We start from the raw sequence: 15757 nt of genomic DNA, 5'->3' as shown, positions 1-15757 counted from the left end.
TGTTTAGCTGTATTCTAAGTAAAAAAACTATTGGAGATTTATATGGGTAAACAAAAAGAAGAAAATGAATCATGGGGCAGATTTGTCCTTGATGTAGTAATTATTTGGGCCGTGTTAATGGGAATCTTTTTCTTGCTCTTCCGCTTTGTCTTGAGCAACGATACAGTTTCCGGTCCATCAATGGAACCGAGTTTTGAAAACGGACAACGTTTAATTTCTGTGCGTCATGCCGCAATTAAACGTGGTGAAGTAGTAATCGTTAAGGCACCGGATGAACCAGGTGCTTTGTATATTAAGCGTGTGATCGGTCTTCCTGGCGAAAAGATCGTCAGCAAGAACAATCAAATTTATATCAATGGCAAGAAGTTGGCTCAACCATGGCTGGCTCAAGGCCGGAAGATGGAAGACACTGCAACTGATACTAGCTTTGCAGCTACGCAAAACTTCACAATGAAGTCACTTGCTAGATCACGCCAATTTGCGCAATACTACACCAAGTCGCAATTAACGTATATTAATCAACAAAACCGTATTCCTAAAGGAACCTACTTCGTAATGGGTGACCACCGAAGTGTTTCAAAGGATAGTCGTTATATCGGTACGATCAAGCGTAAGAACATTGTGGGTGTCGTTAAGCTAAGATACTGGCCATTCAATCAATTCAAAGTATATTAAACTGAAAGGATATTTCTTCGGAAATATCCTTTTTGTTATAATGAAAGTAATACAATTCGAGTAAAGAGATAGGAATATGAATAAGAAAACATTTGATTTAATTATCAAAATAATATTGTCAGTTTTGGCCATTGCATCAGGAATCCTAGCTTTCATTTTACGCTGGTCAAGTTATTCAGCTGTTGAAGCAGCCATTTTTGGAATTGCATATTTTATTGCGGCTATTTCGTTTTGTTTTGCGGATAAAAAATATTGGGTTCGAGTAGTGATGATTGTAGCTTTGATGGTTACGATTTTCTTTACGCTTGACCAAGCTCTATTAGGGATGCCACTGGGTATAGGGCAAATTAATAGCGCACTTTATTCACTATTGATGGTTCTACTTGCTTCGCCTGCGATTCTGGGCCTAATCTACTTTAACTTAGAGATGGATCACAGCAACATGGAACTGTTACTAGTGTTTATGCGTATCGTGCTCAGCCTGGAAGTAGGGCTTATTGCATTTATGTTAATCATTATGCTAGAAACAAGTGGCGCATCAATTTGGGCTTTGCCACTTTGGGGACAATATGTCTTTGTTTATGGAATCTTGCTTCTGGTAGTTTTAGACATCGTTTACGCGGTGATCAATTGGTTGAAGTTTTATCGCGGTAAAGTGGCCTGGATTACTACCGCTTTGATGGTGCTTGAGATCATTGCTTGCTTCCCAATGATGGGAGTACTAGATGTAAGTGCAATCGTCTTTGGCTTGGTAGCGATCGCAATTCTGATTTTTACTGCTTACTTGAACAATCATGCCAAAAAAGAATTGCGCAAAAAGTAAGATGGCTTTATAATTCAAAACAAAAAGAATTTTGATGGAGCGTCCGTTTCATTGTCGGTCGCTCTTTTTTCTACTTAGGGAAGGTGCCACTGTGAATGAGAGTAAAAAGTTAAAACGGGGACTGAAAAGCCGTCATGTAACAATGATCGCAATAGGGGGCGCCATTGGTACAGGCTTATTCTTAGGGTCAGGTTCGGCCATTCACAGTGCCGGACCCTCGATTATTTTGTCGTATTTGATTGTCGGGATTATCACGTTCTTTATGATGCGTGCGTTAGGCGAATTGATTTTAGCCGATCCCGACAGCCACTCATTTTTGGAATCGATTAAAAAGTATTTAGGTAAGCGTGCCGAATTTGTAGCAGGCTGGACCTATTGGGCCTGCTGGCTTAGTTTGGCCATGGCCGATTTGACCGCTACAGGGATCTATCTGCGTTACTGGTTTCCATGGCTGCCGCAATGGGTCGGATCACTGGTTATCGTCGTTTTATTAATGCTAATTAACATGGTTAATGTCGGTCTATTTGGGGAGCTTGAAAGCTGGTTCTCCATGATCAAAGTGATCGCTATTGTTGCACTAATCGTTACGGGTGCTGTGATGATCGTGCTGCAAACCAAGGTTAAGGGCGGCACCGTTTCGCTAACCAATTTAGTTAGTCACGGTGGCTTTTTTCCAACCGGAATTTGGGGCTTTTTGCTCTCTTTTCAAATGGTAGTTTTTGCCTTTGTTGGGGTAGAAATCGTAGGTCAAACTGCTAGTGAAACAGCTGATCCGCATAAAGATATTCCAAAGGCAATCAACACTTTGCCAGTCAGAATTGGGCTTTTCTATGTTGGATCAATGCTGGCTATTATGTCAGTTTATCCATGGAACCAAATTAAAACGACGTCTAGTCCGTTTGTCCAAGTATTTACAGGAATTGGCATTACCACTGCAGCAGGAATCTTGAACTTTGTCGTTTTGACAGCTGCATTATCTGCTACTAACAGCGCAATTTTTTCAACGAGTCGTTCGCTTTATTCATTGGCACGTAACGGTCATGCTCCTAAGAAGTTGGGCAATTTAACAAGTAAAGCTATTCCAATGAATGCTTTAATGACTTCATCGACGATTTTATTTGTAGTGGTAATATTGAACTATGTCATGCCAGCTAGGATCTTCGATGTGGTATCGACAGTTTCTACCATCTGTTTCGTTATCGTTTGGATCATGATCATGGCTGCGCATGTTGTGTACCGTAGACAAAATAAGGACAACCTCGGTGAATTTAGAATGCCTGGTTATCCTTTGACTAGCTGGCTCACAATTGCATTTTATGTTGCAATTTTAATTTTGCTGTTCTTTATTGAATCAACAAAATTGGCTTTAATTATTTCGATTATTTTTATCGTAATTTTGGCGATTAGTTATAGTTTTATCAAGAAGAATGAAAGTATTTCCTAAGTGATTTTTTGCAGATGCTAAGAAGGGGAGTTGTGTATGGCAAAGAAAGCACCTGAATTAAAGCGGTCGATGACGGCCGGACAAATGGAAATGATCTCGCTCGGGGGAGCGATCGGAGTGGGTCTATTTATGGGCTCAGCTTCAACTATTAAGTGGACTGGTCCATCAGTACTGCTTGCTTACATGTTTGTAGGATTGATTTTATATATCGTAATGCGAGCTCTGGGAGAAATGCTCTATGTTGATCCTGGTACTGGTTCTTTTGCGGATTATGCCTCAACACACGTGCATCCAATTGCCGGATATTTGGCAGAGTGGGCAAATGTTTTTCAATATATCGTTGTAGGTATTTCAGAAGTTGTGGCGACTACAGAATATTTGCGTTTCTGGTGGCCTGGCACAAGCGACTGGATTGCTGGTATAGTCATTATTTTGTTCTTATTGCTAGCCAATTTAGCCAGTGCTAGAGCGTATGCAACGCTAGAATTCTGGTTTGCGATGATCAAAGTAGTCACGATTATTTTGATGATTGTATTAGGCTTTATGGTCATCTTATTCGGCTTTGGTAATGGCGGACACCCAGTTGGTTTTTCTAACCTATGGAGTCATGGCGGTTTTTTCACAGGCGGTGTAAAAGGCTTCATTTTCTCAATGGCCATTATCGTTGGTTCTTACCAGGGGATCGAACTAATTGGGATCTCTGCTGGTGAAGTAGCCAACCCTCAAGAAGCAATTGTGAAGAGTGTTAAATCTGTTTTATGGCGAATCTTAATCTTTTACGTAGGAGCTATCTTCGTAATTGTGACCATCTATCCTTGGAACGAACTTGGCAGTATTGGTTCACCATTTGTAAATACCTTTGCTAAAGTAGGGATTACGGCCGCAGCTTCTGTAATTAACTTCGTTGTGTTAACCGCAGCTTTATCAGGGGCTAATTCAGGTATTTATTCTTCAAGTCGCATGCTTTATAAATTGGCTCATGAAGGTGAAGCGCCAAAAACATTTAAGTACGTGTCAAAGAGAATTGTTCCAAGTCACGCAATTATCGGTATTACGTCAGGAATTTTCTTGGGCTTTATGTTGAATGTGATTATTCAATTCTTTAATAAGTCTTTGTCAAACGTCTTTGTCATTATTTATAGTTCCTCAGTTTTACCAGGAATGGTGGCATGGTTCGTTATCTTGCTTGCAGAATTAAGATTTAGACGTAAGAATCCGCATTTAATGGAAAAGCATCCATTTAAATTGCCACTATATCCATATTCGAATTACTTTGCTTTGTTCATGTTAACTTTAATCGTAATCTTCATGTTCATTAATCCGGAGACACGTGTTTCAGTTACAGTTGGTGCCATTGTTTTGATCGTGGCAGCTGTAGTTTATGTAATTAAGCATCGTAAAAAGGCTAAATAGACATCAAAATTTAAAATAAGCTAAACTTATAAGTCCAATTACAAATATTAATTGGACTTTTTTGGTAGATTAACTATAATATTAATCACGTATTAAAAGTAAGTAAGGAGGAGTAAGTATGAGTAAACCAATTATTGGAATCTCTGGTTCCGTAATTATCGACGATGGAGGTATTTTTCCAGGATATCATCGTAGCTATGTAAACGAAGACTACGTTGATTCAGTAGTACAAAATGGCGGTGTGCCTTACATCATTCCGTTTACTGAGGATGATGAGGTAATTAGGGAACAACTTAACCATGTCCAAGGTTTAATCCTTTCTGGTGGTCACGACGTTGATCCACATGGTTACGGTGAAGAACCTTTACAAAAAATTGGCGCAACTTGGCCAGAGCGTGATCACTTTGATATGCGCTTGCTTAAATTGGCCGAAGAAAATGGAATTCCGGTTCTTGGTATTTGTCGTGGCGCTCAAATCATTAACGTTGCGCACGGCGGCACGCTTTATCAAGATCTTTCTTACCGCAAAGAATTAACTTTGAAGCACATGCAAGGTCATACGCCTGACCTGCCAACTCATGGAATGAAGGTAAAAGAAGATAGTAAATTGGCTAAAGTTTTGGGTAAGACAGAATTTAGAGTTAATTCATTCCACCACCAATTAATTAAAGATGTCGCTCCAGATCTTATTGCTTCCGCAACTGCTCCAGATGGTGTAGTTGAGGGGTTGGAAAACAAAAAAGGCAATGTGATCGCGGTTCAATGGCATCCGGAAATGCTGCACCGTAATCCTAAAGTTGCCTTCATGAATAATTTATTCAAATTTGTAATTGAGAATGCAAAATAAGAAAAGGGAACATTAAATGAATGAGAAAACAGGAGATAAATTAGGCTTCTGGTCAATTGTCTTGCTGGCCATTAACGCTATTATCGGTTCAGGTATTTTCCTAACTCCAGGTAGTGTGGTTCAACAAGCCGGTTCTAAAGCCTTAATTGTTTACTTTATTGCCGCAATCTTTGCCTCAATTTTGGCAGTTTCGTTTGCGGCCGCATCAAAATATGTAACTAAGTCAGGCGCCGCTTATGCCTACTCTAAGGCCGCTTTTGGTGAAAAGGTCGGCTTCTACATGGGTGTCTTGCGTTACTTCTCAGCCAGCGTTGCATGGGGTGTAATGGCTGTCGGAGTTATTAAGTCGACCATTTCTATTTTTGGCGGCGACCCAAATAAAGCATTAAACGTAACGGTTGGCTTCTTAATCTTGATGGCTATCATTACGATTATTAACTTATTTGGTCAACGCGTATTGAAGTGGGTGATGAACTTGGCCACTATTGGTAAGTTGGCTGCCTTAGTTTTAATCATTATTGCCGGGGTAATATTATTAATTACCACAGGTGCATCAAGCAACTTATCTGAGGTTGATCAAATTAACCAAAATGGTCAAAAAATTGTACCTACTTTAACTACTACGACCTTCGTTATGGCTATCGTTTCAGCGTTTTATGCTTTTACTGGTTTTGAATCAGTAGCTTCAGGTTCCGATGATATGAAGGATCCTGAAAAGAACTTGCCACGTGCAATTCCTTTGGCTATTTTGATCATTGCGGTAGTTTATATTGGCGTTGTAGCAGTTGCTATGGTCCTTAACCCTAAGGCTCTTATGACAACTAAGCAAGTTGTAGCGGTTGCTGCTATCTTTAAGAATGAAATCTTGCGTGACGTGATCTTGGTTGGTGCGCTTGTTTCCATGTTCGGAATTAATGTCGCATCTAGCTTTAATGCACCACGTATCTTGGAAGCAATGGCCCGTGAAGGTCAAATGTCTAAGGCTCTTACTAAGAGAACTAAGAATAATTTTCCAATTAGAACCTTCTTTATCTCAGTAGGTTTAGCAATCTTAATTCCAATGGCCTTTGAATACAACATGGTTAACTTGATCACTTTGAGTGCCATGGTTAGATTCTTAGGTTTCATCGTTGTGCCAATTGCGGTTATTCAATTCTACCGTGGCAAGACTAAGGAAGAAGTCTTGAAGGCAGACAAGAACGCCTGGACTGATGTTGTTGTGCCAATTTTATCAATCGTGATCGTTGTCTTCTTGCTTGTTGAATACAACTGGAAGGCTCAATTCGGTGTAGCTAATGCGGCAGGTCAAATTGTTGGCGTTAACTGGTATGCCATCGCAATGATGGTCTTCGGCTTCGTAATTTTGCCATTGATCATGTCTTGGATTTCAAGAAGCGAATGGAAATAATTGAGTAAAAAATAAAAGTGCATCAGCTGATGCACTTTTTTTATTGCGTTTTTTAAAGTAAATAAATGTGGTCTGCTTCACACTTTTCAACTATGTCTTTTGGCCAGATGCTTGCTTGTACTTCGCCGATGTGGGCTTTACCAAGTAAAAGCATGCAGAGACGTGATTGACCGATACCGCCACCGATAGTGTATGGTAATTCGCCCTTTAAAAGCATTTGGTGGAATGGTAACTTAGCACGTTCTTCGCAGTGGGCTTTCTTAAGTTGTTCGCGCAAGCTTTCTTCGCTAACACGGATACCCATTGAAGAAATCTCAAGCTTCTTTTGTAATGGTTCATACCAGAAGACTAAATCACCGTTTAATTGCCAGTCATCGTAGTCAGGTGCGCGGCCATCGTGTGGCTTACCGCTACGCTTTAACTTGTCACCGATTTTCATGATAAAGACAGCCTTTTCTTCCTTAGCAATTCTGTCTTCACGTTCTTCTGGTGAAAGTTCAGGCCAACGATCTTCCAATTCTTGTGTAGTAATGAATGAAACGTGATCACCCAAGCGGTAAGTAGAACCAGGGTAGCGAGCTGAAACTAATTTTTCGGTTTCTTTGATAGCTCTAAAAATCTTGTTAACAGTGATTTCCAAAGTATCAGTGTTACGTTCTTCCTTGCGGATGATCTTTTCCCAATCCCACTGGTCAACGTAGATTGAGTGGAAGTTGTCGAGGTCTTCATCACGACGAATGGCGTTCATGTTAGTGTAGAGACCTTCATGCATACCGAAGCCGTATCTCTTAAGAGCTAATCTCTTCCACTTGGCAAGAGAGTGCACAACTTCGATGGTATCGTCTTTCGGCATAGCCTTCATGTCAAAAGCAACAGGACGTTCAACACCGTTTAAGTTGTCGTTCAAACCAGTATTTTTTTCGACAAACATTGGTGCAGACATTCTTTGAACGCCTAAGATAGAAGCGAGCTTGTCTTGGAAAGTCTCACGAATGTAGACAATTGCAGCTTCGGTATCGCGGACAGTTAAAGTTGGACGGTAATCTTCAGGTAAAATAAGTTCCATAAAAATCCTCTTTCTAAAAATTATTTTTGTTTTTAGTTGAGAGTAAAGAAAAAGCCCTTCGCTCCCTAGTTGTTAGGGACGAAAGGCTTTTTCCGCGGTACCACCCATGTTGTCTATAAATAGACCTCCTCATGAAGCACTATCATGCTCCACCGGTGTGGTAACGTACCGGAGACGTCTCAACCTACTATAAGAATTGTTAGTTCGGTGAGCTGCTAAAAGTGTTTTTCAATAATCCAGGGTCTATTAGTTTCGCACTAGCACTAATTCACTGGAAAGAATTAGATTATTTACTCGTCTTTTTCATAGCTTTTTAATTTATTTATATGTATTTAACAATATTTCCAACAAAAAAGCAAGAAAAATTTGTGCTATGATAGTTGAGAAAGCGTTTTACTTATAGATATAAAAGATATTCATAAATTTAGAGGATAAGAATGTTAGGTTTTTCAGTTTATCTCGGACATGATTTGACTTCCGAGGATTACAATTATTTATTAGTGATGCGAAATAGTGGCTTCACGTGTGTATTTACCCAGCTTGAAGCGGCAGATACCGATAGTGAAACTATTTTAAAAAGACTAGCCAATTTGACTGATTGGTGTCAAAAGTTGGATTTGAAAATTATTGCGGACGTTTCAGAACCAATCCTGCAGAATCTAGACATCAATGTTAACAGCGTACAACAAATCAAGAGTCTGAATCTAACGGGTATTCGGGTAGACGAGGGCTTTTCAATTGAAATGATTGCCAAGCTGTCTAAAGAGATGCCAGTGGTGCTTAATGCCAGCACGATTACGCAAGATGACATTGATAATTTGAAATACAGCAATGCTAATTTTGAAAAGTTAACTGCAGGTCATAACTTCTACCCACGGCCTGAGACTGGACTTGAAGCTCATTGGATGCATGAGAAAAATAAGTGGCTGCACAAATATGATTTAAAGACCGTGGCCTTTATTGCAGGGAATGGCAAGTTGCGTGGTCCAATCTTTGCTGGATTGCCAACGCTTGAAAAGCAAAGATATGAGAATCCATTGGCTGCAATTTTGGAATTAAAGCGATATGATTGTGACTACATTTTTGTAGGGGATCCGCAATTAACTAGGGATGCAATCGAGACAATCACCAATTATGAAAAAGAGAATGCGATTACGTTGCATCTTGATACTGATATCCCAGAATTGTTTGAAAATGAATGGCACAATAGACCTGATGTCGCACGTGACGTTGTCAGATTGCAAGAGAGTAGGGAGAAGCGTCTTTTACCTACAGAACCACAAGACAATATTTACGCCCGTCCTAAAGGCAGCGTGACGATTGATAATAACCTGTATCAGCGCTATGAAGGCGAGATTCAGATTACCAAACGTGATTTACCATGTGATCAAAAAGTTAATGTCCTAGGGCAGGTTAAGACGTATGATTTGGCTTTGCTTGACTACATTAGCTCGAATACACGCGTGATCTTTAGAAAAGCAACCAAGCAAGAATAAAATTAAGCAATAAGACAAAAAAGTGTCTGGGAAGAAACTAATTTCCAGGCCATGAAAAAGGCGATGAACTTCATAAGAAGTCATCGCTCTTTTTGTATACTTTAAACCCATTCCTTGATATTATTTAATCACCACAAAAAAACAATAGAAAGTGGGCTTAAACATGTATCAAAATTATATCACAGGACAAACTACTTTATCATTAAATTTAGATTTTTCTATCCCTGCAAATCACATTGCCAGTGTTATCAGTGAATTCGTTGATTCTATTCCTAACGAAGTTATCTTAGAAACCACTTCTGATACTGGTCGGCCAGCATATCACCCAGCAATGATGCTTAAGATCTTGCTCTTTGCCTATTCCAGAAGAGTCTTTTCAGGCAGAAAAATTGAAAGAATGCTAGAAGAGAATCTGCCCATGATGATTTTGGCTGACAATAGAAAGATTTCTTATCACACGATCAATAATTTCAGATCAAGCGACCATGCCAATAAGGTAATTAAGCAGTGCTTTGTCTACTTTACTTCATTATTAGAAGATGAGGGATTAATCCGTGAAAATGCAGTTTTTATCGATGGTACTAAGATTGAAGCGGACGCCAACAGGTACACTTTTGTCTGGCGAAAAGCTATTGAGAAGTATCATGCCAAGTTAAAGGAAGACGTGTCTGCTTTATATGAAGAACTGATCAATAAAGAAGTAGTCAAAGCCATGGCCGAAGAAGAAGCCCAAACTAGTCAAGGCTTAGAGATTCTGGCTCAAGAAACGGAAAAAGAAGTTGAGAAGCTGACCGAGAAAATTGATCGAGAACCTAAAGTCGTTCCAGGCGGATCAAAAAATAAGGCCAAGCGCCGTGAATTAAAGAAGATCGCACATAAACTCAGAAAAGATTTTATTCCGCGTGCTAAAAAGTACGAAGAAGCTGAAGAGATCTTTGCTGGCCGTAACAGCTACTCTAAAACAGATCATGATGCCACCTTCATGCATATGAAAGAAGATCATATGAAAAACGGGCAGCTAAAGCCAGGCTACAATATTCAGGCAGCGACTACTAATCAATATATAGTTGATTTTGCCCTGTTTCCTAATCCGACTGACTTTAGAACATTCGAACCATTTCTAGACCAAATGAAGTCCAGAGGAATTCTCGATAAGTTTCAAAATATTGTGGCCGATGCGGGCTATGGCAGTGAATACAATTACTCGATTCTGGAAGAGAATTATTCCGATAAGAACTATCAGATTCCGTATACCCAATACGAAAAAGAACAAACGCGAAAATATAAGAAAGATCCATCAAAGGTCGACAACTGGTACTATAACGAAGAAGAAGACTATTACGTAGATAAATCAGGCGTCCGCTTCAACTTCAAATATTATAGTCAAAGAAAAGATCGATCTACTGGCATGGTCAGAAACTTCAAAATTTATGAAGCCGACGAGTTCCAGCTAACTGAAGAACTGACCCAATTGGCTAAAACCAAAACAGGTCGACAAAGACAGATTCACTACAATCCTAACTGGCAGTATTTAAAAGAAAAAGCAAAAGAGACTCTTCAAAGCAAAGAAGGCAAACGCATCTATGGCTGTCGCAAGTCAGATGTGGAGCCAATTTTTGGGCACATGAAGAGTGTATTTGGTATGCGCAGAACGCATTTAAGAGGCCAAAAGAAAGTCGAAACGGATGTCGGTATCATGTTCATGACGATGAATCTGAAAAAATATGGAGCCAAGAAGAAGGTAAAGCCTTCGAATTTTCATTTCAAAAACAAAAAAACACAGGAATTCACTAAAAATAATGAATTTCTGTGTTTTTATATCCGGGCTAAAAATCGAGTTTCTTCCCAGACACTTTAATATTATCGGGAAAACAGGATTCGAACCTGCGACCCCCTGGTCCCAAACCAGGTGCTCTACCAAACTGAGCCATTTCCCGTTTTTAAGTGCGCCCTGAAGGATTTGAACCTTCAACCTTCTGATTCGTAGTCAGACACTCTATCCAGTTGCGCTAAGGGCGCGTCTGTCTTTCAACTCAATTAGTATAACACAAATATGAGTGATGTCCAATTATTTTTGAAAAAATGCCCGAAAATATAAAAAAGCCTAGTTACTGTCTACCCTCCAGTAACTAGACCTATACTATTCTATCGAAAAAATGACAATAAAACTATACTATCTTAAAATTATTAACAAAAAAACAATGAAACTGTAACGAAAACCATTAGTATCCGCTATCTGTCGCCATCAAAAATATTGTCTTTTACAATAACGTAGTCAACTAACTTGATAGAATTAAGGTCACGACCACCCGCGTAAGAAATAGATGATTGCAAATCTTCTTGCATTTCACGCAAAGTATCTTTAATTGAGCCGCGGAATGGCACTAACATTTGTTTACCTTCCACATTTCTATAAGCACCTTTTTGTACTTCAGAAGCTGAGCCCCAGTATTGTTTATAAGTCTTGCCGTCAATCTTAATGACGTTACCTGGAGATTCTTGGTGTCCTGCAAGCATTGAACCAATCATTACCATTGTAGCGCCGAAACGAACAGACTTCGCAATATCACCGTTATGACGAATACCACCGTCTGCGATTAATGGTTTTGAAGCCACCTTACTACACATACGAAGTGCGGCCAGTTGCCAGCCACCTGTACCAAAGCCTGTCTTGAGTTTGGTGATGCAGGCACGACCAGGACCAACACCAACTTTAGTGGCATCAGCGCCGGCATTTTCAAGTTCACGTACGGCTTCTGGTGTAGCAATGTTACCAGCAGTCAAAAATGAATCAGGCAATTTTTCCTTAATGTACTTGATCATCTTAATTACATAAACTGAATGACCATGGGCTACATCGATTGTGATGTATTCAGGCTTAAGGTTTTGCTTAACCAATTCGTCGATAAAATCATATTCACTATCTTTAATACCGACTGAAATAGAAGCAAAGAGGCCCTTTTCGTGCATCATCTTGATAAAAGGAATTCTCTTCTCCGGTTCAAAACGGTGCATTACATAGTAATAACCGTTTTCTGCTAACCAAACGGCCAAGTCATCATTAATGACGCTTTCCATATTAGCTGGTACAACCGGTATTTTAAATGTTCGGCTTCCGAACTTTACGCTAGTATCCGCGTCACGACGGCTTTTGATGATTCCTTTATTAGGAATAAGTTGGATATCATCATAATCAAAGGCTTCCATACTAAAATAATTACTCAATTTGATTTGCTCCTTATGTAGTGCTTTACCAAACGAAAACTACTATATGGGATAAAATTTAATTTGTCAATATAAAAATCGAACTATGAAAGAAAATAAAAATAAAATAATTCGGATTTTGCATTGACTAATAATTTACAAATTGCTAGACTAGCTTACGTAATATTTATAGAAATTTTTTATGAGGTGAATTTCAAATGACAGCAGTTGCAGTCGTAGGTAGTCAATGGGGCGATGAAGGGAAAGGAAAGATTACTGACTTTTTGAGTAAAGAAGCCGCAATGGCAGTTCGCTCAAATGGTGGTAACAACGCAGGCCACACAATTGATATTGATGGCAAAGAGTTCAAGATGCGTTTGATTCCTTCCGGTATTTTTGCCGCATCTAAGGGTGCAGTAATTGGTAACGGTGTAGTTATCAACCCAGAAGTTATGTTTGGTGAACTTGATAACTTGGAAAAGAACGGAATCGACACCAGCAAGTTAAGAATTTCTAACCGTGCTAACATCATCATGCCTTACGACATTAAGCAAGATGAATACCAAGAAGAAGCTAAGGGTGCTAACAAGATTGGTACTACTAAGAATGGTATTGGACCAACTTACATGGACAAGGCTTCAAGAATCGGTATTCGCGTTTGTGATTTACTTGAAAAAGATACTTTTGAAGAAAAATTACGCCTTAACTTGAAACTTAAGAACGAATTATTTACTAAGGTTTATGGTAAGCCAGCTCTTAAGTTTGAAGACATTTTTGACAAGTACTATGAATACGGCCAAAAGATGAAGAAGTACGTTACTGATACTTCAGTTTTGGTTAACGATGCACTTGATAACGGCGAAAAGGTCCTCTTTGAAGGTGCACAAGGTACTATGCTTGATATTGACGAAGGTACTTACCCATACGTAACTTCATCAAACACTATCTCAGGCGGTATCTGCTCAGGTATTGGTATGGGTGCTAACCGTTTGAACACTGTAATCGGTGTCTGCAAGGCTTACACCACTCGTGTTGGTGAAGGTCCATTCCCAACTGAACTTCTTGATGAAGTTGGTGACAGAATTCGTGACACTGCTCATGAATACGGTACTGTTACCGGTCGTCCACGTCGTGTTGGTTGGTTCGACTCCGTTGCCCTTCGTCACGCTAAGCGTGTGTCAGGCATTAACGGCTTAAGCTTGAACTTGCTTGATGTCTTCTCAGGCTTTGACAAGATTAAGATTGCTACTGCTTACGAACTTGATGGTAAGAAGATTGATTACTACCCAGCAAGTTTGAAGGAACTTTACCGTTGTAAACCTGTTTATGAAGAACTTCCAGCATGGGATGAAGATATTACTCAAGTTAAGACTTGGGATGCTCTTCCAGAAAATGCTAAGAAGTTCTTGAATCGTGTTTCAGAATTGGTCGGTGTACCACTTGTTACTGTTTCAGTTGGTCCTGACCGTGAACAAACTATCGTATTGAAGAATCCATGGGAAATGTAATTTATGATTAATCGTTATACTCGTCCCGAAATGGGCAAAATTTGGACTGATGAAAATAGATACGCAGCTTGGCTTGAAGTAGAAATTGCTGCTACTAGAGCATGGGCTGAACAAGGCGAAGTGCCTAAGGAAGATGCAGAAAAGATTGCTAAGAATGCATCATTTACTGCAGAACGTGTGGCAGAACTTGAGCAAGTAACGCACCACGACGTTGTTGCCTTTACTCGTACAGTTTCTGAAAGCCTTGGACCTGAAAAGAAGTGGGTTCACTTCGGTCTTACTTCTACTGACGTTGTTGATACTGCTCAAGGACTTTTACTTAAGCAAGCTGACAACATTATCAGAAAAGATTTGCATGAATTAAAAGAGACCATTGCGGAAAAGGCTAGAAAATATAAGTACACTGTTGAAATGGGTCGTACTCACGGTGTGCAAGCTGAACCTACTACTTTTGGTTTGAAGCTCGCTCGCTGGTATGCCGAAATCAACCGTGATATTGAACGTTTCGAACACGCAGCCAAAGGGGTAGAATCAGGTAAAATTTCTGGTGCTGTTGGTACTTTTGCTAACGTTCCACCTGAGATCGAAACCAGTGTTATGAAGCAACTCGGTTTAACGCAACAACCAATCACCAGCCAAGTATTGCCACGTGATTTGCACGCAGAATACATCGCAATGCTTGCCTTGATCGCTACAAGTATTGAAAACTGGGCTACCGAAATTCGTGGTTTGCAAAGAAGCGAAATTCATGAAGTTGAAGAACACTTCCGTGCAGGTCAAAAGGGTTCTTCCGCAATGCCTCACAAGCGTAACCCAATTGGTTCAGAAAACCTTTGTGGTATGGCCCGGGTATTGCGTGGTCATGTCGTTACAGCTTATGAAGATGTTGCCCTTTGGCACGAACGTGATATTTCTCACTCAAGTGCTGAACGTGTAATTTTGCCTGATACCACAATCGGTATCGACTACATGTTGCACCGCTTCAACCGTATTTTGAGCAACTTGGATGTCTTCCCAGAAACTATGCTCAAGAACATGGATCGTACCTACGGTTTGATTTACTCACAACGTGTGCTTCTTAAGTTGATTGACGAAGCAGGACTTTCTCGTGAAAAGGCCTATGATATGGTTCAAAAGTTGACTGCTAAGTCATGGAACGAGCAAAAACAATTTAAACCTCTAGTAGAAAATAGCGAAATTATGAACTACCTTTCTAAAGAAGACGTTGATGATGCCTTTGATTATCACTATCACTTGCGTCATGTGGACGAAATCTTCAAGAAGTGTGGTTTAGACTAATTGATAAAATACCTAATAAAGAAGCGTTTGGAGAAATTCCAAGCGCTTTTTTGGTACAATGGGAACATGTTAGAGGGAAAATATCATGAAAAAATTTGGTTCATTTGTTGTTAGATTAATCGTATTGCTTGCTGGTATTGCCCTAGCGGGTTTTCTTGTTTGGCAGTTATTCACTGATGCCACTTTACTTGACGTAGATGTTCAAACTAAGGGTCCAGTTATTGTCGTAATCTACAGTTTGATTGCATTAATTTCATTAGGTGCTGGAGCTAGTTTCTTTACAGATAAAAATTTAGGCTCAACTATTTTCTTGGGAGCAGTTTTAACAGTAATTGCTCTAATTCTCTGGGTGCAAAATCAAGATTTAGCTAATATTTATCGTTGGTACTTTATTTATGGCTTGTTAGTTTCAGTGTTGAGTCCATTTTTTAGAAAAGAAGACTAAAAAAACAAATTCCGAAAAAATTTCGCACCCTTTTTTCTACCTAAAATCAAGTATTATCAGTAATTTCCTTAATTAATTTATACTCTATTTAATTAGAATATTGGTACGAATAGGGTTAGATTAGATAAA

At 39.5% G+C, this 15757-nt stretch carries 13 protein-coding genes, 2 tRNA genes and 1 other annotated feature; of the genes, 11 read left to right on the top strand and 4 right to left on the bottom strand.

What is annotated here, in order from left to right:
* Window positions 1-42: 42 nt before the first annotated feature.
* The 6 genes from lepB (at window position 43) to WS44_RS04515 (ending at window position 6610) form a co-directional block, all read left to right on the top strand.
* Window positions 43-675, top strand: coding sequence for a signal peptidase I (lepB, locus tag WS44_RS04540; RefSeq protein WP_013438745.1), 633 nt, complete (start codon window positions 43-45; stop codon window positions 673-675).
* Window positions 676-751: 76 nt separating this feature from the next.
* A complete protein-coding gene (locus WS44_RS04535; protein WP_013642557.1) occupies window positions 752-1498 on the top strand; it encodes a hypothetical protein in 747 nt (248 codons plus the stop codon).
* Between the two features lie 91 nt (window positions 1499-1589).
* On the top strand, window positions 1590-2942 hold the full coding sequence (locus WS44_RS04530; protein ID WP_013642556.1) for an amino acid permease: 1353 nt from the start codon (window positions 1590-1592) through the stop codon (window positions 2940-2942).
* Between the two features lie 36 nt (window positions 2943-2978).
* Window positions 2979-4355, top strand: a complete 1377-nt coding sequence (locus WS44_RS04525) for an amino acid permease (protein WP_046433371.1) — start codon at window positions 2979-2981, stop codon at window positions 4353-4355.
* A 118-nt stretch (window positions 4356-4473) separates the two neighbouring features.
* Window positions 4474-5202, top strand: coding sequence for a gamma-glutamyl-gamma-aminobutyrate hydrolase family protein (locus tag WS44_RS04520; protein ID WP_013438741.1), 729 nt, complete (start codon window positions 4474-4476; stop codon window positions 5200-5202).
* A gap of 16 nt (window positions 5203-5218) precedes the next feature.
* Complete coding sequence (locus WS44_RS04515; protein ID WP_014566234.1) at window positions 5219-6610, top strand: APC family permease; 1392 nt, start codon at window positions 5219-5221, stop codon at window positions 6608-6610.
* A 52-nt stretch (window positions 6611-6662) separates the two neighbouring features.
* Here WS44_RS04515 and asnA read toward each other — a convergent pair whose 3' ends face one another.
* The gene (asnA, locus tag WS44_RS04510) at window positions 6663-7676 is read right to left on the bottom strand and encodes an aspartate--ammonia ligase (protein WP_046433367.1); all 1014 of its coding nucleotides are present in this window, start codon (window positions 7674-7676) and stop codon (window positions 6663-6665) included.
* Between the two features lie 71 nt (window positions 7677-7747).
* Window positions 7748-7992: a binding site (T-box leader), on the bottom strand.
* Between the two features lie 121 nt (window positions 7993-8113).
* Between asnA and WS44_RS04505 the strand changes: the two genes are divergently transcribed.
* On the top strand, window positions 8114-9172 hold the full coding sequence (locus tag WS44_RS04505; protein WP_046433365.1) for a MupG family TIM beta-alpha barrel fold protein: 1059 nt from the start codon (window positions 8114-8116) through the stop codon (window positions 9170-9172).
* Between the two features lie 163 nt (window positions 9173-9335).
* Window positions 9336-11030, top strand: coding sequence for an IS1182 family transposase (locus tag WS44_RS04500; protein WP_046433362.1), 1695 nt, complete (start codon window positions 9336-9338; stop codon window positions 11028-11030).
* A gap of 5 nt (window positions 11031-11035) precedes the next feature.
* Here the strand turns inward: WS44_RS04500 and WS44_RS04495 are convergent.
* The 3 genes from WS44_RS04495 to WS44_RS04485 all read right to left on the bottom strand — a co-directional run bounded on the left by WS44_RS04495 (window position 11036) and on the right by WS44_RS04485 (window position 12397).
* Window positions 11036-11109 (bottom strand) — tRNA-Pro (locus WS44_RS04495).
* Window positions 11110-11117: 8 nt separating this feature from the next.
* Window positions 11118-11191, bottom strand: a tRNA-Arg gene (locus WS44_RS04490).
* Between the two features lie 213 nt (window positions 11192-11404).
* Window positions 11405-12397, bottom strand: coding sequence for a GMP reductase (locus tag WS44_RS04485; RefSeq protein WP_013438737.1), 993 nt, complete (start codon window positions 12395-12397; stop codon window positions 11405-11407).
* A gap of 197 nt (window positions 12398-12594) precedes the next feature.
* Between WS44_RS04485 and WS44_RS04480 the strand changes: the two genes are divergently transcribed.
* The 3 genes from WS44_RS04480 to WS44_RS04470 all read left to right on the top strand — a co-directional run bounded on the left by WS44_RS04480 (window position 12595) and on the right by WS44_RS04470 (window position 15628).
* Entirely contained in the window at window positions 12595-13884 is a 1290-nt protein-coding gene (locus WS44_RS04480) for an adenylosuccinate synthase (protein WP_013438736.1), read from the top strand.
* A gap of 3 nt (window positions 13885-13887) precedes the next feature.
* Window positions 13888-15183, top strand: coding sequence for an adenylosuccinate lyase (gene purB, locus WS44_RS04475; RefSeq protein WP_013438735.1), 1296 nt, complete (start codon window positions 13888-13890; stop codon window positions 15181-15183).
* Window positions 15184-15268: 85 nt separating this feature from the next.
* The gene (locus WS44_RS04470; protein WP_013438734.1) at window positions 15269-15628 is read left to right on the top strand and encodes a hypothetical protein; all 360 of its coding nucleotides are present in this window, start codon (window positions 15269-15271) and stop codon (window positions 15626-15628) included.
* Window positions 15629-15757 lie beyond the last annotated feature (129 nt).

The organism is Lactobacillus sp. N54.MGS-719, assembly GCF_000980505.1.
GTDB classification, from domain to species: Bacteria; Bacillota; Bacilli; order Lactobacillales; family Lactobacillaceae; genus Lactobacillus; species Lactobacillus amylovorus.
The sequence above is the reverse complement of the archived record's forward strand: the minus strand, read 5'-3'. Positions and strand labels throughout refer to the sequence as shown.

Bases quoted from the DNA above. Each gene is read 5' to 3' on its own strand.
- lepB (WP_013438745.1), top strand. From the start codon at position 43: ATGGGTAAACAAAAAGAAGAAAATGAATCATGGGGCAGATTTGTCCTT.
- WS44_RS04535 (WP_013642557.1), top strand. From the start codon at position 752: ATGAATAAGAAAACATTTGATTTAATTATCAAAATAATATTGTCAGTT.
- WS44_RS04525 (WP_046433371.1), top strand. From the start codon at position 2,979: ATGGCAAAGAAAGCACCTGAATTAAAGCGGTCGATGACGGCCGGACAA.
- WS44_RS04520 (WP_013438741.1), top strand. From the start codon at position 4,474: ATGAGTAAACCAATTATTGGAATCTCTGGTTCCGTAATTATCGACGAT.
- WS44_RS04515 (WP_014566234.1), top strand. From the start codon at position 5,219: ATGAATGAGAAAACAGGAGATAAATTAGGCTTCTGGTCAATTGTCTTG.
- asnA (WP_046433367.1), bottom strand. From the start codon at position 7,676: ATGGAACTTATTTTACCTGAAGATTACCGTCCAACTTTAACTGTCCGC.
- WS44_RS04505 (WP_046433365.1), top strand. From the start codon at position 8,114: ATGTTAGGTTTTTCAGTTTATCTCGGACATGATTTGACTTCCGAGGAT.
- WS44_RS04500 (WP_046433362.1), top strand. From the start codon at position 9,336: ATGTATCAAAATTATATCACAGGACAAACTACTTTATCATTAAATTTA.
- WS44_RS04480 (WP_013438736.1), top strand. From the start codon at position 12,595: ATGACAGCAGTTGCAGTCGTAGGTAGTCAATGGGGCGATGAAGGGAAA.
- purB (WP_013438735.1), top strand. From the start codon at position 13,888: ATGATTAATCGTTATACTCGTCCCGAAATGGGCAAAATTTGGACTGAT.
- WS44_RS04470 (WP_013438734.1), top strand. From the start codon at position 15,269: ATGAAAAAATTTGGTTCATTTGTTGTTAGATTAATCGTATTGCTTGCT.